The sequence below is a fragment of the Lawsonibacter hominis genome, from assembly GCF_014287895.1.
Lineage (GTDB): Bacteria > Bacillota > Clostridia > Oscillospirales > Oscillospiraceae > Lawsonibacter_A > Lawsonibacter_A hominis.
Genome location: NZ_JACOPP010000014.1, coordinates 55,837 through 79,762 on the forward strand (window position 1 = coordinate 55,837; position 23,926 = coordinate 79,762).

At 60.6% G+C, this 23,926-nt stretch carries 23 protein-coding genes; 14 read left to right on the forward strand and 9 right to left on the reverse strand.

The features are described from left to right. Window positions 1–114 precede the first annotated feature (114 nt). The 3 genes from H8S57_RS10880 (at window position 115) to H8S57_RS10890 (ending at window position 3,027) form a co-directional block, all read left to right on the forward strand. A complete protein-coding gene (locus H8S57_RS10880; RefSeq protein WP_186908112.1) occupies window positions 115–987 on the forward strand; it encodes a MetQ/NlpA family ABC transporter substrate-binding protein in 873 nt (290 codons plus the stop codon). Window positions 988–1,063: 76 nt separating this feature from the next. Then, window positions 1,064–1,972, forward strand: a complete 909-nt coding sequence (cysK, locus tag H8S57_RS10885) for a cysteine synthase A (RefSeq protein ID WP_186908113.1) — start codon at window positions 1,064–1,066, stop codon at window positions 1,970–1,972. A 704-nt stretch (window positions 1,973–2,676) separates the two neighbouring features. Continuing rightward, complete coding sequence (locus tag H8S57_RS10890) at window positions 2,677–3,027, forward strand: hypothetical protein (protein ID WP_186908114.1); 351 nt, start codon at window positions 2,677–2,679, stop codon at window positions 3,025–3,027. Window positions 3,028–3,106: 79 nt separating this feature from the next. On the opposite strand, the gene H8S57_RS10895 is transcribed toward H8S57_RS10890, so the two are convergent. Continuing rightward, window positions 3,107–6,169 carry an S-layer homology domain-containing protein gene (locus tag H8S57_RS10895; protein ID WP_186908115.1) on the reverse strand — a complete coding sequence of 1,021 codons (3,063 nt, stop codon included), beginning with the start codon at window positions 6,167–6,169 and terminating at the stop codon, window positions 3,107–3,109. 310 nt (window positions 6,170–6,479) lie between these two features. Then, window positions 6,480–7,946 carry an AAA family ATPase gene (locus H8S57_RS10900; protein ID WP_243204790.1) on the reverse strand — a complete coding sequence of 489 codons (1,467 nt, stop codon included), beginning with the start codon at window positions 7,944–7,946 and terminating at the stop codon, window positions 6,480–6,482. Between the two features lie 223 nt (window positions 7,947–8,169). Between H8S57_RS10900 and H8S57_RS10905 the strand changes: the two genes are divergently transcribed. Then, the gene (locus tag H8S57_RS10905) at window positions 8,170–9,111 is read left to right on the forward strand and encodes an Ig-like domain-containing protein (RefSeq protein WP_186908116.1); all 942 of its coding nucleotides are present in this window, start codon (window positions 8,170–8,172) and stop codon (window positions 9,109–9,111) included. A gap of 49 nt (window positions 9,112–9,160) precedes the next feature. Here H8S57_RS10905 and H8S57_RS10910 read toward each other — a convergent pair whose 3' ends face one another. The 6 genes from H8S57_RS10910 to gap all read right to left on the reverse strand — a co-directional run bounded on the left by H8S57_RS10910 (window position 9,161) and on the right by gap (window position 13,139). Beyond that, window positions 9,161–9,382 carry a hypothetical protein gene (locus H8S57_RS10910; RefSeq protein ID WP_186908117.1) on the reverse strand — a complete coding sequence of 74 codons (222 nt, stop codon included), beginning with the start codon at window positions 9,380–9,382 and terminating at the stop codon, window positions 9,161–9,163. A gap of 4 nt (window positions 9,383–9,386) precedes the next feature. Next, complete coding sequence (locus tag H8S57_RS10915; RefSeq protein WP_186908118.1) at window positions 9,387–10,022, reverse strand: ABC-2 transporter permease; 636 nt, start codon at window positions 10,020–10,022, stop codon at window positions 9,387–9,389. A 10-nt stretch (window positions 10,023–10,032) separates the two neighbouring features. Next, the gene (locus tag H8S57_RS10920; protein ID WP_186908119.1) at window positions 10,033–10,677 is read right to left on the reverse strand and encodes an ABC-2 transporter permease; all 645 of its coding nucleotides are present in this window, start codon (window positions 10,675–10,677) and stop codon (window positions 10,033–10,035) included. Beyond that, window positions 10,665–11,534, reverse strand: a complete 870-nt coding sequence (locus H8S57_RS10925; protein WP_186908120.1) for an ABC transporter ATP-binding protein — start codon at window positions 11,532–11,534, stop codon at window positions 10,665–10,667. The genes H8S57_RS10920 and H8S57_RS10925 overlap by 13 nt, the downstream gene beginning before the upstream one ends. After that, window positions 11,534–11,911 carry a GntR family transcriptional regulator gene (locus H8S57_RS10930; RefSeq protein WP_186908121.1) on the reverse strand — a complete coding sequence of 126 codons (378 nt, stop codon included), beginning with the start codon at window positions 11,909–11,911 and terminating at the stop codon, window positions 11,534–11,536. Before H8S57_RS10930 ends, H8S57_RS10925 begins: the two co-directional genes overlap by 1 nt. 214 nt (window positions 11,912–12,125) lie before the next feature. Next, the gene (gap, locus tag H8S57_RS10935) at window positions 12,126–13,139 is read right to left on the reverse strand and encodes a type I glyceraldehyde-3-phosphate dehydrogenase (RefSeq protein WP_186908122.1); all 1,014 of its coding nucleotides are present in this window, start codon (window positions 13,137–13,139) and stop codon (window positions 12,126–12,128) included. Between the two features lie 288 nt (window positions 13,140–13,427). Here gap and H8S57_RS10940 point away from each other — a divergent pair, with 288 nt between their 5' ends. The 6 genes from H8S57_RS10940 (at window position 13,428) to H8S57_RS10965 (ending at window position 20,553) form a co-directional block, all read left to right on the forward strand. Then, window positions 13,428–14,222 carry a sensor histidine kinase gene (locus tag H8S57_RS10940; RefSeq protein ID WP_186908123.1) on the forward strand — a complete coding sequence of 265 codons (795 nt, stop codon included), beginning with the start codon at window positions 13,428–13,430 and terminating at the stop codon, window positions 14,220–14,222. 280 nt (window positions 14,223–14,502) lie between these two features. Further along, window positions 14,503–15,678: a cation diffusion facilitator family transporter gene (locus tag H8S57_RS10945; RefSeq protein ID WP_186908124.1), complete on the forward strand. Its 1,176-nt coding sequence runs from the start codon at window positions 14,503–14,505 to the stop codon at window positions 15,676–15,678. 210 nt (window positions 15,679–15,888) lie between these two features. After that, window positions 15,889–16,578, forward strand: a complete 690-nt coding sequence (locus H8S57_RS10950) for a response regulator transcription factor (protein ID WP_186908125.1) — start codon at window positions 15,889–15,891, stop codon at window positions 16,576–16,578. Continuing rightward, window positions 16,575–18,026 (forward strand): sensor histidine kinase, encoded by a 1,452-nt coding sequence (locus H8S57_RS10955; RefSeq protein ID WP_186908126.1) that lies wholly within the window; start codon window positions 16,575–16,577, stop codon window positions 18,024–18,026. The genes H8S57_RS10950 and H8S57_RS10955 overlap by 4 nt, the downstream gene beginning before the upstream one ends. 9 nt (window positions 18,027–18,035) lie before the next feature. Beyond that, window positions 18,036–19,223 carry a S1C family serine protease gene (locus H8S57_RS10960; RefSeq protein WP_186908127.1) on the forward strand — a complete coding sequence of 396 codons (1,188 nt, stop codon included), beginning with the start codon at window positions 18,036–18,038 and terminating at the stop codon, window positions 19,221–19,223. 169 nt (window positions 19,224–19,392) lie between these two features. Next, the gene (locus H8S57_RS10965) at window positions 19,393–20,553 is read left to right on the forward strand and encodes an amidohydrolase (protein ID WP_186908128.1); all 1,161 of its coding nucleotides are present in this window, start codon (window positions 19,393–19,395) and stop codon (window positions 20,551–20,553) included. Between the two features lie 249 nt (window positions 20,554–20,802). On the opposite strand, the gene H8S57_RS10970 is transcribed toward H8S57_RS10965, so the two are convergent. Then, complete coding sequence (locus H8S57_RS10970; protein ID WP_186908129.1) at window positions 20,803–21,054, reverse strand: hypothetical protein; 252 nt, start codon at window positions 21,052–21,054, stop codon at window positions 20,803–20,805. Window positions 21,055–21,367: 313 nt separating this feature from the next. Here H8S57_RS10970 and H8S57_RS10975 point away from each other — a divergent pair, with 313 nt between their 5' ends. The 4 genes from H8S57_RS10975 to H8S57_RS10990 form a co-directional block, all read left to right on the forward strand. After that, complete coding sequence (locus H8S57_RS10975) at window positions 21,368–21,754, forward strand: DUF134 domain-containing protein (RefSeq protein ID WP_186908130.1); 387 nt, start codon at window positions 21,368–21,370, stop codon at window positions 21,752–21,754. 2 nt (window positions 21,755–21,756) lie between these two features. After that, entirely contained in the window at window positions 21,757–22,155 is a 399-nt protein-coding gene (locus H8S57_RS10980; protein WP_186908131.1) for a NifB/NifX family molybdenum-iron cluster-binding protein, read from the forward strand. Between the two features lie 140 nt (window positions 22,156–22,295). Continuing rightward, complete coding sequence (hpf, locus tag H8S57_RS10985; RefSeq protein ID WP_186908132.1) at window positions 22,296–22,841, forward strand: ribosome hibernation-promoting factor, HPF/YfiA family; 546 nt, start codon at window positions 22,296–22,298, stop codon at window positions 22,839–22,841. Between the two features lie 474 nt (window positions 22,842–23,315). Continuing rightward, window positions 23,316–23,926 (forward strand): IS256 family transposase (locus tag H8S57_RS10990; protein ID WP_186908133.1); only part of this gene is annotated, 611 nt, incomplete at its 3' end.

Genomic DNA, 23,926 nt, shown 5'->3' on the forward strand with positions numbered 1-23,926 from the left:
CTCTCGTCCTTGATGCATGGCATCGAGGGCGTTTTTTTATCGGAGATTGTCCCCGGCCGGCGATGGCCCTGCCGCTTCCGTGGTATAACATTTTTTGAAAAAGGAGAATGCAACATGAAAAAATTTGTCTCTCTGCTCCTCACCGGCGTGCTGGCGTTCGGCCTGCTGGCCGGCTGCGGCAACAGCGGCACCGCCGCTTCCCCCGCCCCTGAGACGGCCGCGCCTGAGACCGGCACGCCCGAGACCGGCAGCCTGGAAGGTACCGTTCTTAAGGTAGGAGCCACGCCCGCGCCCCACGCCGAGATCCTGGAGGTGGTCAAGCAGCTGCTGGCCGAGCAGGGCATCACCCTGGAGATCACCGTCTTCAACGACTACATTCAGCCCAACACCGCGGTGGAGAACGGCGACCTGGACGCCAACTACTTCCAGCATATCACCTACATGGACGAGTTCAACGCCAGCAACGGCACCCACCTGGTCAGCGCCGCCGCCATCCACTACGAGCCCTTCGGCCTGTATGCCGGAAAGACCGACAGCCTGGACGCGCTGGCGGACGGCGCCCAGATCGCCGTGCCCAACGATACCACCAATGAGGCCCGTGCCCTGCTCCTGCTGCAGCAGGAGGGGCTGATCACCCTCAAGGAGGGCGCCGGCCTTACCGCCACCAAGGCGGATATCGCCGAGAACCCCAAGAACCTGGACATCGTGGAGCTGGAGGCCAGCCAGCTGCCTGTGCGTCTGGCGGACGTGGATATGGCCGTCATCAACGGCAACTACGCCATCGACGCCGGGCTGAAGGTGTCCGACGCCCTGGCCGTTGAGGCTGCCGACGGCGAGGCGGGCACCGCCTACGCCAATGTGCTCACCGTCAAGGAGGGCCGGGAGAACGAGCCCGCCATCCAGGCCCTGGTGGAGGCCCTCCAGAGCCAGCAGGTCAAGGATTTCATTGATGAGACCTACGACGGCGCCGTGGTCGCCGTATTCTAAAAGGGAACCGGCAGGCCTGCCCGGCACACTGGGACGGGCCTGCCGGTCCGTTCAGACGGGAAAGGAGGATGACGCCGTGAACGTTGCGCAGGATCTGAGCGCATTGATTGGAAACACGCCTTTGCTGGAGCTGAAACATTTTGCCCCCGGGGTCCTGGTCAAGCTGGAGAGCTTTAATCCGCTCTCCTCCGCCAAGGACCGGGCGGGGTACTATATGATCCGGGACGCGGAGGAGCGGGGGCTGCTGAAGCCCGGCGGCATCATCGTGGAACCCACCAGCGGCAACACCGGCGTGGCGCTGGCCTATATCGGGGCGATCCGGGGCTATCGCGTGATCCTGACCATGCCGGAGAGCATGAGCGCCGAACGGCGGGGCCTGCTCTCCGCCCTGGGGGCAGAACTGGTGCTCACGCCGGGAGAGGGCGGCATGTCCGCGGCCATCGACAAGGCGCTCGCGCTGCTGGCGCAGATGCCGGGGGCCTGGATGCCCGATCAGTTCCGGAATCCGGCCAATGCCCGGGCCCACTATGAGACCACCGGACCGGAGATCTGGCGGGACACGGAGGGAAGCGTGGACGTGCTGGTGGCCGGGGTAGGGTCCGGTGGGACCGTCACGGGAGCGGGGCGCTACCTGAAGGAGCAGAATCCGCAGATCCGGGTGGTGGCGGTGGAGCCCGCCGAATCCCCCGTCCTCTCCGGCGGAACGGCAGGGGCCCACGGGATTCAGGGGATCGGGGCGAACTTTGTTCCCGACGTACTGGACCGGAGCGTGGTGGACGAGGTGCTCCCGGTGCCCACACAGGCCGCCTGCGCCGCGATGCGGGCGCTGACCGGGGAGGGCATCCTGGCGGGCATCTCGTCCGGAGCGGCCGCTCACGCCGCGCGTGTGCTCTCACAGCGAAGCGAGCTTGCGCACAAACGCATCGTAGCCATTCTGCCGGATACCGGAGAGCGGTATCTCTCCACCGGCCTGTTTCAAAGCTGAAGGACGCCCGCGCGGCACGCCGCGCCGGGCGGGACAGCGCGCCAAAAGGGCCCTCCGCCGGTCAGGCGGAGGGCCCTTTTGGCGAAGGGTACCCGGGAATCTTGGGATAGTTCCAGTTTACGCAAAGCACGCGCGTTGTGCAATACATACAAATGTGTAAGTAGCTAACCGGGCGGTTTTCAGAAACCAGACGGTAAGCATGCCGGAATTGTGCAACCTTGCAAAAGGAGAACGCACCATTTTGTGCATGATGTGCGGGAAACTGGCGGATCGGCGGAGGATTTGTGCAAAATCAATGAAAATCGGACAAAATTTTTGGGACAGCAGCGGTTTTTACAAAACGTTCACAGGAGATTCAAAAAAGGTCCAAAATCTGACTGCGGTTGTGTGGTATCTTAATGTTACAGCCAAGAGCACAACAAATAAGGAACGGCCGGGGAGGGCGCAGGCGGAGAAATGCCATCCCAGGCGCACTCGGGAGTACCGGCGGCCTTATCACTGTCCCCCGGCTGTGGGGACAGACAAGCAGCAGCATGCCGCAGGCATGTTTCGAAATACAAACGAAGGGCCCGCGTTTTCCTTCCGGAAGACGCGGGCCCTTTGAATATCCCGGGGCATAGCGGCAGCTTCGTTTTTGGAAATAATTGCATAATAACGTCCCTCTTTTCCGCCCGGACCGGGCAGGGATGAAGGAGGGATGCCGAATGGCACAGTACACACCCCATTACGGGCTCCACCAGTGGGAGCCGGAGGACAGCTTTTTACGGGAGGACTTCAATCAGGATCTGGCCAGGATCGATACGGCGCTGGCGAAAAAAACAGAACTGGTGATGGGAAGCTACACTGGAGACGGCGGGACACAGCAGATTGATCTGGGATTTGCCGCCAGGGTGGTGCTGGTAGGGCACCCCACCCATACCGTGATAGCGTTTCAGGGGGAAACGGTCAACCGGATTACAGTCAACGAAACCGGATTCCAGGTTGTTTACAGTGAAAACGCCACCGTAGGCATCAACCGAAGCGGCACCGTGTATCATTATCTGGCGATTCCCTGATTCAAAGAAGCAAACCAAAGCCCGGGCCAAATGGCCCGGGCTTTGGTCATTTTGGGATAATATGCCGAAGGGAATGGTTTTAGATCGCAGCGTAATTTACAGTGACAGTCACACTCTGATAGGTGATATCAGGGGTCTTGATGATCCAAGTGCCGTCAGCAGCCACAGTTGGATCAACTTCGCTGCTCTTTATAGCCAACTCTTGGGCCACACCGGCTTTCACCAGAGAGTTGAGCTCATAAGCCTTCAGGGTAGCATGGCCAGCGGGAACGTCGATTGTCACCGTAAAGGGTACATCGGACAGGTTGACGGTCACGTCGATGGTGGCGTCGATCTCCTCATCATCGTCGGCAACCTCGCCGGGGAGGTCCTTGATCCAGGCAACCAGCACGGTGTTCACATCGGTGTCATAGACAATGATGGCTTCCTTGGCGGTCTTGTACAGGAACTCGCCGGCGGGGGCCTTGTCATCGTCCTTGGTCACGTCGGTGATGTCCCACACCGCGCTCTTGGAAGTAATGGTGTAGTAGTCGCCCACATTCCAGGCGGTGTTCTCCTCGCCCTCGGCGGTCTCGTTATCGGTCTCGGCGTTCATGACGATGGTGCCCTTCTTGATCAGGTGGGCATTATCCGCAGCAACGGTGTAGCCTTCGCCGGTGACCTCATACAGGGTGTAGACCTCGTCCTTCACGGAGTAAGCCCAGACGGTCTCGAAATCAGCGTCGTCATCAAAGTCGTCGCCATACTTCTCGCGGCTGACCTCGATGGTGTCAACGGTGCCGTCCTCGAAGATAACGTTCAGCTCCAGAATCTTGGAGGTCAGGGCGTTGGCGCTCAGGACATACAGGTAATCCTTGTCGACGGCGCGATCCTCACGGCTGTTGAACAGCAGCACGTCGGCCAGCTTGCCGCCCTCGGTGGTCCAGACCTGAACGGTCTTAGTGTCGGTATCCCCCTTTGCATTGGCAGCGACATCGTACATCTCATCATAGCCAATAGCCACGCCGTAGTCATCTTCGCCAGCATAGTAGAAGGCGATGGTGTTCAGATCCACGGCGTACTTGGAATCAGCATCGGCATACAGAGTACCGTCACCGGTCTCGTACTTGCGGTTGAGATAGGAGTCAACAGTGGTGTCCGCACCGTCGGACTCATCAATGCCGTTACCAGCATATGCGATCTCATCGGCAGCATTGGTCATAACGGACTTGATGGTAATGACGTCGTCATCGTCGATGGCGTACTTGATGACGGAGCCGCTGGCGTTATTCAGCGGAGTCTTATACTGGTCGTCCACAACTACGTCGCGGGTGCCCAGGTAAGCTTCCAGAGCGGCAATAGCGGCCTTCTTCTCGGCGCTGTCATACTTGCCATCCGCATCCGAGGCCTTATCCCAGAACGCAGCCTTGGCGGAAGCGTCCCAATTGATGGTATAAGTGCCCTCGGTCTTGTCCGTCTTCAGGATGGAGAGCTGACCGGACTTGGTCAGAGCATTCTGGGTCCAGGCGGAGCCCAGCACCAGAGCGTAGTTGGGAGCGGCAGCCTCGGGAGCCTGATAAGCCACGATGTAGTCGTTGGAATCCAGAATGAAGATGACCTCGGTGTCGAAGCCGGGATCAGTGGCGGCCTCCGTGATATCGAAGTGCTCGACAACCTCATCCTCGGCGGCGGCGTCGGGAATGTAGGACTGATAGTAGGAGTCGCCCTCGATGGTGACATAGAGCTCCTTCTCGGCGTCACGGTCGATGCGGGTGATCTTACCGGTAACGCTCTCAGGGGTGGAGATGTAGTCGCGGCCGCCGTACTCGACGAACAGGACCAGATCATCGGTGGTGACCTCGTCGGCGAAGACGACGTCCTCAAACTTGGTGATCTTGCCGTCGTTCATGGCGGGCACGGTGAGAGTCTCGTTCTTGGAGCTGTACTTCTTCACATAGGACAGGGTCTCAACGAGGTAGAGGACATAGTCCACATCGCCGTCGTTGTTGTTGTCGATGACCTCGACTTTGATGCCGTTGTAATTGAAATCAGCATTGTCATAAATTTCGGCAGAATTCCCGGTGCCCAGATAGCCGTAGTTCACATAGTACTCGGTATCACTGGTCACGGTCAGGCCGGTGCCCTTCAGGAAGTCCTTGACAGCGCTCTCGTTGGCCACAGAGCCCTCGACCACATTCACGGAGTCCTTAGTGGTGACGCCCAGGACGACGGAGTCGGCCAGAATGGTGGTCTTGCGGATGTACAGGGTGACGGTCTTGCCGATCATTTCGACGGTAGTGTCAACGTTGAAGGAGATGTTGCCGGAGTACTCCACAACTTCGCCCTTCTCGGTGGAAGCGGTGGTGGAAGCATACAGCTTGACGTTGCTCAGGGTGGTCTTGCCATCCTTCAGGGCGGCGTCATAATCGGTCTCTTCCAGCTCGGCCCACTTGTTGCCCACGACGACGCCCTCCACCTTGTACACGCCGTACATGGCGCTCAGGATGGTGCGGCGGTCAGCATAGGCAATGGCGTAGCCGTTCTCATACTTCTGGATCATCTCGATGTCCAGGGCGTTGTAGATCAGCAGAGCGGCGTCGTCACGGTTCAGGGGCAGCATGACGTTCTTGTTGAAGTTGCGGAAGATGCCCAGGGCGGAAGCCTTGGCGTTGGTGTTGATGGCCCAGTCGGTGCCCACGAAGCCCTCGATGGAGGGATCGTAGCCGGCGGCCACCAGCAGCATCTTGGCAGCCTCGGCGGCAGTCACACTGGCGGCGGGGTCGAAGGTGCCGTTGCCGCGGCCGGCGATGATGCCCAGGGTGTAGCAGTAGTTGATGTGGCCCTTGGCCCAGTTGTCGCCGATGTCGGTCAGCTTGCTGTTCACACCGGAGAACAGGTCGTTGTTGTCAACGCCCTGATTCATGATGACGGAGATCATCTTCGCCATCTCGTCGCGGCGCACGGTCCCCTCGGGATCGAAGCTGCCATCGGTCTTGCCGTCGATCACGCCCAGGGTGGTGAGCATGGAAACGGCGTCTTTGTTGACGATCTCATCGCGGTCGGTGAAATCGTCATAGCTCGCAGCGGAAGCGCCGACGACCATCATGCCGATCAGCATAACGGCGGCCAGAGCCAGGCTGAGAGCCCGTTTGAGGTTTCTCATCTGGAATTCCTCCTTCTAAATTTTGGAGGCGGAAAGGCCACACTTGACTTACAGATATTTACAGAGAAGTATGACTCTCCTTGCACTCCGAATTTTATAAGGAGAATGGTACGTCAGAACGAAAAAAGTTGGCTTTTTCGGCTTAAAGGTTCCAATGGTAGACATTTGGTAGACATACAGGACGGACGGCGCTGGCAAACCCTGAAAAATGGGGAATTCCGGCGTTTTTTTGGTAGACATTTGGTAGACATTCTTTGAAAGACACGCAAACAGCCCCCGGCATAGCCGGGGGCTGTTGAAGCATTCCGATTCAGGTCCCTTCCGTTTGGGCGCCGTCGTCCTCTCTGAGATCGGCCAGGGTCAAGGACATCAGGTCCTCCTTGCCGGGAGCCTCCAGAGCGGCCACACGGTCGGATTGGCGGGAGACCGCACGTTCGAAAACATTGCGCACATCACGGGCGTTTCCGAAGTTCTCGTCCCGTTCCTCATACAGCTCGCGGAAATACGTTCCGGCGTATTCTTCTGCTTCATCACTGAGCGTATATCCGTTTTTTGCGCACATGGACTGAAAAATGGCCATGAGCTGCCCGCCATTGTAATCTTCAAAGTAAAAATATTTGTTGAAGCGGCTCTCCAGGCCGGGGTTTGCGTGGATGAACGTTCCCATCAGCTCGGTGTACCCGGCCACAATGACGATCAGGTCGGCGCGGTGATCCTCCATGCCCTTGAGCAGCGTCTCGATGGCTTCCTTCCCGAAGTCGTTGGGGGCATCCTGATTGGCCAGGGCATAGGCCTCGTCGATGAAAAGAACCCCGCCCAGCGCTTTTTGGATCACCTCGCCCGTCTTGATGGCCGTCTGTCCCACAAACCCGGCCACCAGGCCGGAACGGTCCACCTCCACCAGCTGGCCCTTGGAGAGGACCCCGATGGCATGGTAAATCTTCGCCAGCAGGCGGGCCACGGTGGTCTTGCCGGTCCCGGGGTTGCCCAGAAAGACCAGGTGCAGAGACATGGGGGGAATGGGCAGCTCATGTTCCTGACGCAGCTTGCGCACCTTGACCAGGTTGATCAGGCTTTTCACATCGGCCTTGACCTTGTCCAGACCGCACAGCCCGTCCAGCTCGGCCATCAGCTCTTCCAGGCTGGGAGCGGGCGCCTGCTCCGCCTCGGTCTGAGGCGCCGCCTCTCCGCCGCCGGCTACGGCGGCGGCGGGGGCCGCCTCATCCCCGGGCCCATCCGCCTCAGGACGTTTGGAAATGAAATCCTTGGCGTCCAGCGGGGCTTTTCCGCCCTTGAGCCCATCCCGGTCGCACAGGGCAGAGAGGCTGTCGGCGCAGGCGTTGACGAATCCCGCCTCCTCCTCGCTGACCACATCGTCCACAGCGGCGAAAAGCAGCTGCATCAGCGTCATCAGGTCGATGAACCGCCGGGCCAGATGGGTACCGGAGACTTTGTCGCTGGCCCGCATGCGGGCAAAAAAGGGAGGCGGCTGAAAGCCGGGGTACTCGCTCACCGCGGTGGAAAGCTCCCAGAACAGGATGGCGGGCACCGGGTTTCCCTTGGTATAGATGGCGTTATAGTACTCCACATGGCGCGGTGTGATGGACGCGCCGTCCCGTCCCCAGACGCCAAGCGTACAGGCACGAAAGAAGATGTCCACCTCCTGGGTGAACTTTATGCGCAGGGTGGCATCGGTGATCTGCCGCCGGAAGGCGGTCACCCCGTCGCTGTATTGCTTATGCACCTCGGCGGCGCTCAGGGATCCCTTCAAGTTCATGCACCTCGTTTCTTTGCTATTATATCCCAAAGACAGGCCCTGCGCAAGAAGTGCTTACGTCTGCCGGTGCTCCGGAAAGAACCGCCGGTCCATCTGTGGAACACCGGACAGGAAGCGGTTGACATAAATGTTAAAAAACCTTTACATTTTGCGCCCCGGCGTTGACGGCTGTGTTCCGAGCGTGTAGAATGATAGCAAAGTATGTCTGAAGGAGGAATTCCATATGGCATCGAAGCGTACTGCCGGTACCCGGCAGGAAATGATTCACTGTGACAGGTGCGGCGAGGATTATGCCGCTTCCTATAAAAGCTGCCCGTTCTGCGACGAGATGGAATATGAGGAGGAAGGCCGTCCGCGGGGCGGCCGGCGGCTGGCGGGCAATACCCGGGGCGGCGGTTACGGCGGCGGCCCTTCCGTCGGACGGATCATCCTGACGGTGCTCTCGCTGGCTCTGATCGTGGCCGCGGTCATGATCGTCATCTCCATCATCAAGCCGTTGGTGGACCGGGGACAGACCACCCTGCCGGAGGATTCTCCGGCTCAGAACACCCAGCAGCTGGATTCCCCGGCGCCCGGCGAGACCGGTACGCCGGAGGATACCACGCCGCCGGAGGCCTCCGCGGAACCTGTAATCCCCGACGATCAGACCGCCACCGGGTTTACCCTGAGCAAGTCTGAGTTTACGCTCAGCGATACCTGGCCGGATCCCATTACCCTGACGGTGACCTTCCTCCCGGCCGGGTCCACCGGTACGATCACATGGACCAGCAGCGACCCGGAGATCGCTTCAGTGGATGAAAACGGCAAGGTGAGCCATGGGACCAAGACGGGGACCGCAACCATTACCGCCGCCATGGCGGGGGGCATCACCCAGACTTGCAAGGTCTACAACTCCGTCACCAGCGGCGCCGCGTCCTCCGCCGGCGGGACCAGTACCGCCCTCTCCCTGAACAAGACGGATTTTACCTTCTCCAGCAAGAGCGAGCCTGCCGTGTATATGAAGGTAAACGGCACCTCCTCCGCGCCCAGCTGGAGCATCGGGGATACTTCAGTGGCCACCATCTCCGCCGACGGCGTGGTCCGGCCCGTGGGCCGGGGCACCACGACCATCACCTGCAAGGTGGACGGGCAGACCCTGAAGTGCATCGTCCGCTGCAACTTCTGAGCATACATACAGAACGACCCGCTCTCCGCCTGTGCGGAGAGCGGGTCGTTTATCCGAAGGCGCGGCGCAGCCGGTCCAGCTGGGCCGGTTCTTCCACCCAGTGCTCCGTGTAACCGCAGTTCAGGCAGACGTGGCGGATGACCGGGATCTTTCCCAGCAGAGTCACGCTGGAAGTGTAGATGTTATTGCCGGAGGCATAGCGCCCCGGCGTGTCCGGGATGCGCAGGATGTCGCCGGCACCGCACTTGGGACAGCGATGCGTATGCAGCATGCGCTTACAGCTCCTTTCGCTCATAGATGTGCCGGGCGATCCCGTAAGACACGGCAAAGGCGGCCGCAGCCAGGAGCGCAAGAAGCGCCACAGCCGCCCGGGCGGGCGCCTGCGGGAGACGGAGCCCGCCGCGGTGGAGCTGCCACAAAAGCATCCCGCCGCCGACCACGGCAATGCATACCGCCATGATGGCGAAACGCCCCTTTTCAGCTCCATGCTTCAGCAGGACCGGAAGAAGCACCGCATCGATGCCCAGTGCCACGCTGCCGCAGCATAGGACGGCATACAGGGCGGTGGGGAGGGGCTCTCTCAGCAGCCCCAGGCCCACCAGCAGGGTGATGAGAGCCGACACCAGCAGCAAGCCCAGCAGCAGAAGCAGGAGAGAAAAGAGGTACTTGGCGGCCACCACGCCCCGCCGCCCCGCCGGGGTGGCGGCGGCGTATTGGCCCCAGCGGGCCTGCTCATCATAGGAAAACGAGGTGATGGGGAGCATGGTGGCAAAAAGAACCACCATGCCGGGCAGGATGGAGGCGCTCAGGAAGCCGCTGACTGCGATGACCGTATAGAAGACGGCGAGCACCAGAACGTACAGCAGCTGCTTTTTCAACAGGAGAAAGTCTTTATAGATCAGCGCGTACATATCCGCTCCCTCACAGCTCCTTTTTTTCGTAGATCCCCTGGGCGATCCAGTAGGAGAGCACGAAAGTGCCCACGGCCAGGATCGCCAGCAGGGCGGGCAGGGCGTTTGCCAGCCAGGCGGGCGGCCGGGGCAGGCCGCCCTGCTGCTGGGCCAGCTTGCCCAGCAGCATGCAGCCCCCGAAAATGACGATGAAGAAGATCATGCTGATGGTACGGCTCTTTTCCGCGCCGAACCGGAACAGCAGCGGCAGGAGGATGGCGTCCATGACCATGGCCACGCCCATACAGGCCCCCACGGCTGCCAGCAGGTCGGCAAGCGGCTCTGTGAGCAGCCCGGTCAGCGACAGGATCGCGGCCAGAACGGCTACCAGGACGGCGCAGGCTGCCAGGACCAGCAGCGTAAAGAGGTATTTGGCCGCCACCACGCCGCTCCGACCGGCGGGGGTGGCGGCGGCGTACCGCCCCCAGTGGGCCTGGTCGTCATAGGCAATGGAGCTCATGGGAACCATCATGGCGATGACCGCCACCAAAGCGGAGAGAATGGAAGCGGGGAACACACCGGTCACGGCCAGTACGCCGTAGACCACAAAGAAGGCCAGATAGTAGCCCAACTGCTTTTTCATGACAAAAAAGTCCTTGCAGATCAGTCCGCGCATGACGCATCCCCCTTTACGGTGAAGAGCATGATCTCCTCCAGAGTCACAGGGTCCACTGTGAGCTGCGGATAACGGCGGCAGAACGCGCGCCGGTCTTTGATCAGCGCTTCGCAGCCAAACTGGCTCACCCGTTTGCCGGCCAGCAGGGCCGGGTCCACCGCAGCCAGGTCGCTCCGGGCGCAGACCAGCCGCCCGTAGGTGTCCAGCAGTTCATCCTTGGCGCCCTGCACGGCGACCTTGCCCTTGTGCAGGTAGGTCACGTAGTCGGCCACCTTTTCCAGATCGCTGGTAATATGGCTGGAGATGAGGATGGCATGCGTTTCCTCCTGGATGAACGCCAGAAACTCATCCAGGATCTCGTCCCGCACCACCGGGTCGAGCCCGCCGGTGGCCTCATCCAGGATCAGCAGCCGGGGCCGGGCGGACAGCGCCGAAGCGATGGAGAGCTTCATTTTCATCCCCTTGGAGTATTCCTTGATGGTCTTATCCCGGGGCAGGCCGAATTTGCGCAGATAATCCTCGAAGCACGCGCTGTCCCAGCGCCGGTAGATCCTGGACAGGATTTTCCCCACCTCGCAGGCGCGGAGGGTCTCATGGAAGGTGCACTCGTCCAGCACGACCCCGATCTGCTCCTTGACGGCGCGCTCCTCTCTGAGATTGTCCATGCCCAGCACCCGGATGGTCCCGCTGTCCCGGCGGATCAGGTTCAGAATACATTTGATCGTGGTGGATTTACCGGCGCCGTTCTCGCCGATCAGGCCCATGATGGTACCGCCGGGAACGGCCAGGGATACGTCGTCCAGGCGGAAGGACCCGTACTGTTTGCTCAGATGTTCGATCTCCAATGCGTAGTTCATTATGACTCGTCTCCATATAAAAGGTTGAGGGTCTCGGTCATTTCGCCCAGAGTGACGCCGCCGGTCTTGGCTGCGTCCACTGCCCGGGAGAGATGTTCTTCCACCCGGCGCAGGGTATCCTCCCGCACCAGCTCCAGGTTGCGGGGGGCAACAAAGCACCCTTTTCCCGGAATCGTGGTCAGAAAGCCGTCCCGTTCCAGTTCTTCATAGGCGCGCTTGGTGGTGATCACGGAAATACGCAGCTCCTTGGCCAGCAGCCGCATGGAGGGCAGGGCCTCGCCCTCCCGCAGCTCGCCCCGCAGAATGAGGCCCTTCACCTGCCGGGTAATCTGGTCATAGATGGGTATGCCGCCGGAATTGCGGATGATGATGTCCATGATGCACCTTCTTGTTGTTTTACTGTATATATTCAGCATGTACAGTATATACGCAGCGGGGACGTTTGTCAATAGGATGCGACCATTTTATCCGTCAAGACAGAACGGCGGCCTGGGACAGGGAATCCTATCCCTGCTTCTTTTTGGTTTTTCGAAAAAACGGAGAAAGCGGAAGCCGCATGCGGCTTCCGCTTTCTCCCTGCTTTACAATGGATTACTTGTGGTCCACACCGTACATATACTGGATCAGGTCCAGTACCTTGTTGGAGTAGCCCATTTCGTTGTCATACCAGGACACGACCTTCACGAAGGTGTCGGTCAGGGCGATGCCGGCGCCGGCATCGAAAATGGAGGTGCGGGGATCGCCCAGGAAGTCGGAGGAGACCACGGCGTCCTCGGTATAGCCCAGGATGCCCTTCAGCTCGCCCTCGGAGGCGGCCTTCATGGCAGCGCAGATTTCATCGTACTTCGCGGGCTTGGCCAGGTTGACGGTCAGGTCCACCACAGACACGTCGAGAGTGGGCACGCGCATGGACATGCCGGTCAGCTTCCCGTTGAGGGAGGGGATGACCTTGCCCACGGCCTTGGCGGCGCCGGTGGAGGAGGGGATGATGTTGCCGGAAGCCGCGCGGCCGCCGCGCCAGTCTTTCTTGGAAGGGCCGTCCACGGTCTTCTGGGTGGCGGTGGTGGAGTGGACGGTGGTCATCAGGCCCTCGGTAATGCCCCAGTTGTCGTTGAGGACCTTGGCGATGGGGGCCAGGCAGTTGGTGGTGCAGGAGGCGTTGGAGACAAAATTCATGCCGGGATCATAGGCAGTGTTGTTCACGCCCATCACGAACATGGGGGTGTCGTCCTTGGAGGGGGCGGACATGACGACCTTCTTGGCGCCGGCGTCAATGTGAGCCTGGGCCTTCTCCTTGGTCAGGAACTGACCGGTGGACTCCACCACATACTCGGCGCCCACCTTGCCCCAGGGAATGTTCTTGGGGTCCATCTCAGCGAAGAAGGAAACCTCTTTGCCGTTGACGATGATGGAGTGGTCGGTATAGCTGATCTCGCCCTGGAACTGACCGTGCATGGTATCGTAACGGAGCATGTAGGCCATATAGTCCGGCGTCATGAAGGGGTCGTTGATGCCGACAAACTCAATGTCAGGGCGGCTGATGCCGGCGCGGAACACCAGACGACCGATCCGGCCAAAGCCATTAATGCCAACTTTGATGCTCATAATGAATCTCTCCTTCGTTCTAAATGATTTCTTAAGTCTGTTTTTTTCAGCGCGCCTTCATTATAGACTAATCCTCTGCGCTTGAAAAGAGGAAAAACCGAAAAGTTAATGGGAAATTTGAATGAATTTGCGAGCCGGTTATCGGTAAACGTTGCAGTTTCGACATTTTTCGATCTTTTTCTTGTGCGGCAGACCAATATTTGGTATACTGACCTCGTATCGCAGTTTTGATCCGCTTTTGCACATGCTATCAGTGCTCGACCGTCCATACGAGAGGAGGGCTCGGCGTTGGAGCCGTTATTGGAGGAATGGGGGCCGCTTCTGGTGGAGCAGCTCCGGGAACAGCTGAACAATTTAACTGCGGCGGCGCAGCTTTTAACTCCGGTTGTGCAGGAGTCCGGCGAGGAACGCCACCGGCAGTATCTTGCCATTCTGAACCAAAGCGTATACCGTATGACCCGTACCCTGAACAATGCGGAGTATGCCCAGCTGCCGGAAGGGGAACCGGCCCTGCGCCGGGCGCCGCTGGATCTGGCGGGCCTGTGCCGGGAGCTGGAGCGGCAGGTGACCCCGCTGGCCGCGCTGGCCGGGGTGCAGTTCTCCTACGAGGAGGAGCGCGCCTGTCTGCTGACGGTGGGGGACGCCGCCCTGCTGCGGCGGATGCTGCTCAACCTGATCGCAAATGCCCTGGGGGCGGCGGGGAGCGGCGGGCAGGCCGGACTGCGGCTGGCCGATGCCCGGTCGGCGGCGGTGCTCACCGTGTGGGACAACGGTCCCGGGCTGCCGCCGTGCGCGGAAGAGCGCGGCGCAGAAAGCCTGCTCCGCAGGCCGGACGGCCTGGGGCTCGGGCTGAGCATCGCCCGGCGTGTCGCATCCCTCCACGGCGGCGCGCTGGTTTTGGAACAGCGGGAGGGGCGCGGCCTGCGCTCGGTGGTCTCCCTGCCGGTATGCCCGCCGGAGCGGAATCAGATGCTCAAAACGCCCCAAATGGGCTGCGACCCCACCGGCGGTTTTTCCCCGGTATTGGTGGAACTGTCCGGTGTGCTGCCCTACCAGGCCTTTTTGCCGGAGGACGTGGAATAGGCGCGCATACCAGCGTTTGCTGGAGAAGTCCCGCCGCGTTTTGCACCGGTGGCGCGAAACGGCGTTCCCCTCTCTCCCGCCGCGGCGCGCCCGGACGGAAGAGGGGGCGAACGCTCCGCAGTGGTTTCGATGGTCTCAGGCATGCGCGGGACGTTTGGTCCCGCGCATGCTTTTCTCTGCCCGTGCCTGAAATGGCTTGGGGCGGGGCTTGACGCTGGCCGGAGGACGTGGGATAATAAAGGGTAAATCCTGGTGCGAATTTGGGCTTGGGAGTGCTGGCATGACCGACTTTTTGATCAAAACTTTCATCCGGGACAGCGAGCAGGTCCACGACCCGGCGGTGCGGGAGCGCTACGGCGTCCTGTCCGGCGTTGTGGGCATCCTGCTCAATCTGCTGCTTTCGGCGGGCAAGCTCTGTGCCGGGGTGCTCTCGGCTTCGATTTCCATCACGGCCGACGCGTTCAACAATTTATCCGATGCCGGTTCGTCCGTGGTGACGCTGGTGGGCTTCAAGCTGGCGGGCCAAAAGGCAGACGACGGCCACCCCTTCGGCCATGGGCGGCTGGAATACCTGACGGGGCTGCTGGTTTCGCTGGTCATCCTGCTGGTGGGCCTGGAGCTGGGCAAGAGCTCTATTGAGAAGATCCTCCACCCGGAGCCGGTCTCGTTCTCCGTGGTCTCTGTGATCATTCTGGCCATTTCCATCCTGGTGAAGCTATGGATGTGCCTGTTCAACCGCCGGCTGGGCCGCCGCATCGGCTCGGCCGCCATGGCCGCCACCGCGGCCGACTCGCTTTCCGACGTGGCGGCCACTTCCGCCGTGTTGGCCGGAACCCTGGTGGGACGGATGACCGGCCTGGCGATCGACGGCTGGGTGGGCGCCCTGGTGGCGGTATTCATCCTGCGGGCGGGCTGGGGGGCCGCCAAGGATACCATCAATCCCCTGCTGGGCCAGAATCCGGACCCGGAACTGGTGCGGAATATCCAGACCACAGTGCTCTCCCATCCGCAGGTGACGGGAATGCACGATCTGATCATCCACGACTACGGCCCCGGCCGGAGCATGATGTCCTTCCATGCGGAGGTGCCCATCGATTCCGATATCATGGAGGCCCATGATGTGATCGACCACATCGAACGGGAGCTGAAGGACCGGTTCGGGATCGAGACCTCGGTGCATATGGATCCCATCGCCACCAACGACGAGCAGGTCAACCGGGTGCGCGCTCAGGTGGCCGCGCTGGTACAGGTCATCGATCCGGCCATGACGATCCACGATTTCCGCATGACCCGCGGCCCCCTCCATACCAACCTGATCTTCGACGTGGTGGTCCCCCATAAGTGCCCGCTCAGCGACGGAGAGGTGGCCGCACGGATCGAAAAGGCGGTAAAGACGCTGGACGACCATTATTTTGTGGTGCTTCAGCTCGACCGCTCTTACGTAAGCGGGCATTAGCCCTGCGGGAGGCGGACAGGGCAGGCAAAACCCCTTTGCCCGATGCTGCGGCATTCTCTTAACAAAAAATTCACCCAACCGCCGCCCGCGGCAGGTATAATGGCAGCAAACGGCCGGGATGCCGGCCGGCGGGCATGAACGATGCGCACGGACCGCTGTGCGTTTGTCGTATCCAAACCAGTAGACCGCAACAAAAAAGGACGGTGCGCTATGGCTAAAAAGGTCCTCATCGTGGAAGACGAAACCAACATTGCCGAACTGCTCCACCTATATCTGGAGAAAGAAGGATTTGACACGGCGGTAGCCGGGGACGGCGGAAAGGGCGTGGAGCTGTTCCGCTCCTTCCATCCGGACCTGGTGCTGCTGGACATCATGCTGCCGATCATGGACGGCTGGTCCGTGCTGAAAAAGATCCGCGAGAGCGATAAGACCCCCGTCATCATGCTCACGGCCAAGGGAGAGACCCAGGACAAGGTGGCCGGCCTGGAGGGGGGCGCCGACGATTATATCGTCAAGCCCTTTGAGATGAAGGAGGTCCTGGCCCGGATCCATGCGGTGCTCCGCCGCTTCGGCGGCGAGGAGGACAGCGGGGAGAAGAAGCTTACCTTCGACAAGCTGGTCATCAACCTGGATTCTTACGAGCTGCTGGTGGACGGCAAGCGGGTGGACACGCCCCCCAAGGAGCTGGAGCTTCTGTACCACCTGGCCGCCTCGCCCAACCGGGTGTTTACCCGCAACCAGCTGCTGGACGAGGTATGGGGCTTCGATTACTTCGGGGATTCCCGCACGGTCGACGTGCACATCAAGCGCCTGCGGGAGAAGCTGGAGGGCGTCTCGGAGCAATGGTGCCTGAAGACCGTGTGGGGCGTGGGCTATAAGTTCGAGGTCGGGGCTGGATGAAAAGCCTGTACAAGCGGCAGTTCGTGATGATGGCGGGGATGATCCTGGTCTCCTTCGCCCTGCTGGGGGCCGCCTTCATCACCCTGTCCTACCGCTATACCGTCCAGGAAAAGCGGGATTCCATGGAGCGCAACGCCGACTATATCGCGGCGTTTACCTCCGCCATGTACTCCAGCGGCTTTAATGTGCGGGACGACGGCTATCAGGTCTACGTCTCCTCCATCGCCCGCATCTCAGACGCCTATGTCCTGGTGACCGCCGCAGACGGACAGGTGATCCTCTCCGCCGACGGGAATACCCTTCAGACCGGCTCTACCGGCTATACCCTGCCCCAAAGCGTGGTGGCGCAGGTACAAAAGGACGGGCGCTTCACCGGAATCACCACCCTGGGCGGACTGTTCCCGGAAAAGCGCTATGTGGCGGGGACTCCCGTACAGGTCAACGCTCTGGATCTGACCACCGGTCAGACCGGGCTGAAGACCATCGCCGTGGTCTACATGGCCGCGGATACCTCCAGCATTACGGAGATGTGGCGGGCGTTCGCCTCCATCTTCTTTTTTACCGCCGTGGTGGTGCTGTGCATCGCCTTCATCACCAGCTCGGTGACCTCCCTGCGGCAGACCAAGCCGCTGAAGGAGATCGCTGATATGGCGCGGAAATTCGGGCATGGGGAATTCGGCGCCCGGGTGAACGGCTATGAAAACCGGCGGGACGAGGTGGGCGAGCTGGCCGAGGCCTTCAACGCCATGGCCGACTCCATCGCCAAGAGCGAGGCCCGGCGCAGCGAATTCGTGGCCAATATCTCCCACGAGCTCAAGACGCCCATGACCACCATCGCCGGATTCTCCGACGGCATTCTGGACGGCACCATCACGCCCGACCATGAAAAGGCGGCCCTGCAGACCATTTCCTCCGAGACGCGGCGGCTCTCCCGCCTGGTGCGGCGGATGCTGGACCTGTCGCGGCTGCAGTCGGCGGAGAACATCACCGCCCAGGAACAGTTCGATGTGTCCGAGGTGCTGCTGCGGGTGCTGGTGAGCCTGGAGACCAAGATCAACGCCCGCCATCTGGATGTGGATACCCAGATCCCCGAGGGGGCCGTTCTGGTCTGGGGCGACCCGGATTCCATCACCCAGGTGTGTTATAATCTGCTGGACAACGCCATCAAATTTTCCGCCGAGGGCTCCACCCTGGGCCTGAGCATCACGACCAAGGGCGGAAAGGCCTATGTATCGGTACGAAATACCGGTCAGACCATCCCGCCGGAGGAGCTGCCGCTCATCTTCGACCGCTTCCACAAAAGCGACAAATCCCGCAGCGTGGACCGGGAGGGCGTGGGCCTGGGGTTGTATATCGTCAAGACCATCCTGAACAGCCACAAAGAAAACATTACGGTGAGCAGTGAAAATGGTGTGACCGAGTTTGTCTTTACGCTGACGCTGGCCTGAGGAGGCTTTATGCGCAATTATTACGATCAGACTGCGGCGTGGCCGCCCCGCCGGCGGGGCGGCCGAACGGCTGTGGTGTGCTTTCTGATTGCCATTGCCCTGCTGGTGGGCGTGGCCGTGCTGCTCCGCCTGCTGCCGGCGGCGGAGCTGGAGCTGCCCGCCGGGCAGGATGGGGATATACGGCAGCCCTTTGCTCCCGCTGCCTCGGAGCAGCCCACCACCGTGGAGCGGGCCCCTTTGGGCGACGGGACCACGCTGGAGCTGTTCCCACTGCCGGAGGGGGAACCTTTGCGCTTTCAGGAGATCTATCAGGCCAACCTCTCCTGCATCGTCAGCGTGCGGGGGACCAAGGGGAGCAGCATGAGCCTGGGCACCGGCGTGATCATGTCGGAGAACGGATACATCATCACCAATTCCCACGTCATCGAGGGATGCAGCGCGGTGGATGTGGTCCTTTGGGACGAGCGCGTTTATCCGGCGCTGCTGGTCGGACGGGATGAGCAGACCGATCTGGCCGTGCTGAAGGTCGAATGCACGGGGCTCTCCCCCGCCGACTTTGGAGATTCCGGCCTGCTCCGGGTGGGGGATGTGGCGCTGGCCATCGGCAATCCGCTGGGCGAGGACCTGCGGGGCACCATGACGGACGGCATCATCTCCGCGCTCAATCGGGACGTGAATGTGGACGGGCGGACCATGTCGCTGATCCAGACCACCGCCGCCTTGAACTCAGGCAACTCCGGAGGCGCCCTCATCAATGAATACGGCCAGGTGATCGGCATCACCAATCTGAAAATGCAGTCCTACTATGATACGGTGGAGGGATTGGGCTTCGCCATCCCTACGGCCACCGTCAAAGCGGTGGTGGATACTCTGATCGAAACAGGCGTGGTGACCGGGCGGCCCACCATCGGCATCACCGCGTACACCCTTACGCAGGCCATGGCCGAGGCCAAGGGCCTGCCGCAGGGCGTATGCATCAAAAGCGTTCAGGCGGGTTCCGACGCCTGGCGGCAGGGACTGCGCGCCGGGGACGTGATCGTGGAGGCCAACGGCGTCTCCATTCGGACGATGGACGAATTGCAGGCACTGAAAAACGGGATGCAGGTAGGAGAAGTGCTCTCGCTGCGCTACTGCCGGGAAAACGGCTGGCATACCGCCGACGTGACGCTGGTGGACCAGTACACCCTGGAGGACTGACGAAAAAAAGAGCGCCCCCGAACGGGGACGCCCAAATCAGATCATGCGCGGGAGAATGGAATGAACGCGAAAAAATGGAACCTGCATATTGGCTGAGCTGCAAGCATAGAATACCTTATTTTACCAATTATGTCAATGAGAACTTTTGTCGAAAGGACGCGGATGCCTGATGCTGATTCAGAACGGGGTGGTCCATCCGATGGATGGCCCGGTGATTCCCTGCGGATTTGTCGCGTTTGAGGAGGGAAAGATCACGGCGGTGGGGTCCATGGAAGCCCTGCCCGCCGGGGCCTTCGGCGAGGTGCTGGACGCACAGGGCGGACACATCCTTCCCGGCTTTGTGGATGCCCACTGTCACCTGGGACTGTTTGGAAACGCCCTGGGCTTCGAGGCCGACGACGGAAATGAGGCCACCGACCCCTGTACGCCTCAGCTGCGTGCCCTGGATGCCATCAACCCGCAGGACCGCTGCTTTCAGGAGGCGCGGCTGGGCGGCGTCACCTGCGTGCTTACCGGTCCCGGCAGCGCAAACCCCATTGCCGGGCAGTCCGCCGTCCTCAAGACCACCGGCCGCTGGGTGGATGAGATGGTACTCAAGGCGCCGGCGTGCATGAAATTTGCCCTGGGGGAAAATCCGAAGGCCGTTTATAACGAACGCAAGGAGACGCCCATCACCCGCATGGCCACCGCCGCCCTGATCCGGGAACAGCTCTCCAGGGCGCTGGAATACCGGGATAAGCAGGATAAGGCCCAGGAAGATCAGGATGAGGACATGCCCGACTTTGACGCCAAGCTGGAGGCGCTGTCCGCCGTGGCGGGCGGGGACCTGCCCGCCCACTTCCACGCGCACCGGGCCGACGATATCGCCACGGCGGTACGGCTGAGCCGGGAATTTGGGCTGAGCTATGTTATCGTCCACGGGACCGAGGGCCATCTGGTGGCCGATCTGTTGGCCCGGGAAGGCGTTCCGGTCATCACCGGCCCCTGCCTGACCGATCGCAGCAAGCCGGAGCTGGCGGGTCAGACGCTGGAGAATCCCGCCCGCCTGAGCCGGGCTGGGGTCAAGGTGGCCATCTGCACCGACCATCCGGAGACGCCCATCCAGCACCTGCCCCTGTGCGCCGCCATGGCGGTGCGCTATGGCATGGACGAGGAGGAGGCCCTGGCCGCCATTACCCGCAACGCCGCTGAGATCGCGGGGGTCGGCCGGCGCGTGGGCACCCTCAGCCCGGGCAAGGACGCGGATATCGTCGTTACCAACGCCCATCCCTTTGATTGGCGCAGCCAGATCCGCGCGGTGTTTATCGACGGCCTCCGGGTTCGGGATTAGGCCTTGCCGCCGAAACAGACTCGCGCCGTTCGCGTCCGCAGCCTTCCCGAACGCGGCCTTGCCGCTTGTTCAGCCGCAGCAGGGCGCGCATCCATTTCGCTGAGTGTTCGTAAAACGCTTTCAGGGGTAGTCGTTGGGACTGCCCCTGATTTTTTGTATAAAGAAAACCTCCTGTCCGATGATTGGACAGGAGGTTTGCCGTTTTACGAAGCACCGCCGTTGGATGCGCGCCCGGTTTTCTTTGGGCGCTCAGCGCGCGGCGACCGTTGCGGCGTCCAGACGGCGCTGACGGATCTCCAGCATGCGCACAGCGTAGAGAGAATCCGTGATAACCTTTACGGGCTTGGAATAATCCAGCGCGAACAGACCCAGAAAGGATCGGGCGTCCACACGGATCTTCTCATCCGCGTTGGCAATATAGACGGGCTTATCCGCCTGAGCGGCCAGCCGCTGCAACTCCGCAAGCTCGGACATGGAATCGATCTTCAATGTAAGGACCATAATTCATACCTCCTTTATGACCGTGTGAGAGTATAATACACAACCGCCCCCGGCGCAATAGGCAGACTAAACGAAATCCGAAGAATCGTACGAGCCAAAAAGATACAAAAAAGCGGCAGATGAATGGCGAAAATGGAAACCAAACAGTTTTAAAACGCCTTTTTGGCTTAGCGGTTTTGTTCGCCCGTCTCAAAGGCGCGTAAGGCTGGCCTTAACGCAGGAACGGGCAAAAGAAGCATAAGGATTTTTGTTATTGACATATGCCGGAAACTGAGTATAATAAATAGCATACGCCGGAAACGGAGGGAAGCATATGCCGAGGCCCAAAAAATGCAGACGCATCTGCGCCCTGCCCCGCAGCAGCAGCTTCGGCCCGCTGGAGGGGGAGACGGCAGGCGTGGTGGAGCTGGCCCTGGAGGAATACGAGGCCATCCGCCTGATCGACCTGCTGGGATGCACCCAGGCGGAATGCGCCGCACAGATGGAAGTGGCACGTTCCACAGCGCAGGCGGTGTATGACGCGGCACGCACCAAGCTGGCCCAGGCGCTGGTGGAGGGGCGGAGGCTGGTGATTGCCGGCGGCGACTACGCCCTGTGCCCCCACGCGGCAGGCTGTGCCGGACGGGACTGCGTCCGGCGGGGATGCGGGCGCCGCTGCGGGTGCGGCGGATGCAGTCAACACAAAAATGGAGGGAAATGATGATGAAGATTGCGGTTACTTACGAAAACGGACAGGTCTTTCAGCACTTTGGCCATACGCAGCAATTCAAGCTTTACGAGGTGGAGAACGGCGAGCTTGTCTCCAGCCGGGTGGTGGATACCAACGGCAGCGGACACGGGGCCTTGGCGGGCTTCTTGCGGGAGTGCGGCGCGGAGGTGCTGATCTGCGGCGGTATCGGCGGCGGCGCCCGCAATGCCTTGGCCCAGGCGGGGATTCAGCTCTATCCCGGCGTGTCCGGAGACGCGGACGCCCAGGTGGCCGCTCTGCTCGCAGGCAGCCTGCAGTACGATCCCAATACCGTCTGTGCGCACCACCACAATCACGGCGAAGGGCACAACTGCGGCGCACACGGGCACGACTGCGGCGGGCACAGGTGCTAAAGCCCAAAAATGCAATGCCTTTTTCGAAATAGTCTGTGACTTTTTACAAGCTCTGTGGTATAATCAAAGTACGGAGGCCGGGCCTCCGGCCTGCGGAACGACGACAGCCCTCCCCAGGAGGGCGGAAGGAGCTGAAAGCTATGAAGTTCGTGTTCACAGACAAAAAGGTCAACCTGCCGAATAAGGTGCATGCCTATGCCGAGAAAAAGGTGGGCAAATTAGACCGTTATTTTAAGGCGGATGCAGAGGCCGCCGTGGTCTTCAGTGTGGAAAAGGACCGGAACAATGTGGAATTGACCGTCCGTTCCGGCGGCACCATTATCCGCGTGGCCGAGAGCACCTCCGATATGTTCGCTACCGTCGACGCCGCCGTGGCTTCCGTGGAGCGCCAGCTGCGCAAAAACAAGGCGCGCCTGGAAAAACGCCTGCGGGAGAACGCGTTTGAGCGCTGTGTGGATGTGGATGAGGTCTCCTCCTTCGCGCCGGAAGCGGAAGAGGATGAGTTCCAGATCGTACGCACCAAGCGTTTCCCCATCAAGCTCATGTCTGCGGAAGAAGCGGTGCTCCAGATGAACCTGGTCGATCATACCTTCTTTGCGTTCAAGAACGCTGAGGCCGACGGTGCCTTCTCGGTAGTCTACCGCCGCAACGACGGCGGCTACGGTCTGATTGAGGACGATATCTGATCCGGAATGGGAGCCCTGGCTTTGACCGGTCAGATGCAATAGGAGGCAATGACAGCGCAGGGCATTTTGGTACAAGACTCTCGCTTCGGCCGGAATCCTGTGAAATGGGGACGCCGCCAAGGGTTCACGACCTTGGCGGCGTCCCTGTTTCAAGCGCTGACACGCGTATGGCGATATACAAAGTCCGCGTCTCCAGGTTGCCGCGCCGCCGCCTTTGGGCGCAGGAGGAGACGAAAGCGAAAGTGAGCCTGCCCGGGCATGGACGAGGGGAAGATGCGGCGTAACAAAGGGGAACTTTAAAAAGCCCCCTGCCCGTGCAAAAACTTTTGAAGGCTCCATATCGGGAAGACAAAATGGCTGTCGATAAGGTAAAATAAGTTGCGCAAATATAAAAGAGGATAAAAAGAGACATGGTTTGCAGAACTCTGGTAGAATGAAGTTGCGACACACCATTCTGAAAGGAGTCTGTAAACCATGTCCGAGAAAATTGTACAACTGAACGAGGAAGTAATCAAGGGTCAGATCAAGGAATTAGTGCGCGGCAGCGTGGAAGAAACCCTGAACGAGCTGCTGGAGGCGGAGGCGGAGAAGCTGACCCAGGCGGCCCGGTACGAGCGCAATGAGGCCCGCCAGGGCTACCGCAGCGGCCACTATGACCGGAACCATACCACCACCTCCGGAGACGTCACGCTCCATGTACCTCGCCTTAAGGGTGTCTCTTTCGAAACAGCCATCATTGAGCGGTATCGCCGGCGAGAGAGCAGCGTGGAGGAAGCGCTCATCGAGATGTACCTTGCCGGTGTTTCCGTGCGCCGTGTGGAGGATATTACCGAGGCCCTTTGGGGCAGCAAGGTATCTCCCTCCACCATCAGCGAACTGAACAAGAAAGCGTATGTCCCTATTGAGGATTGGCGCAACCGGCCTCTGCAAGGTGGGCGCTATCCGTACGTCTATGTGGACGGGATCTATCTGCGCCGAAACTGGGGCGGAGAGTTTGAAAATGTGGCCATTCTGGTGGCGATTGCAGTAAACGAGGACGGATACCGTGAGGTCTTAGGTGCTGCCGAGGGTATGAAAGAGGACAA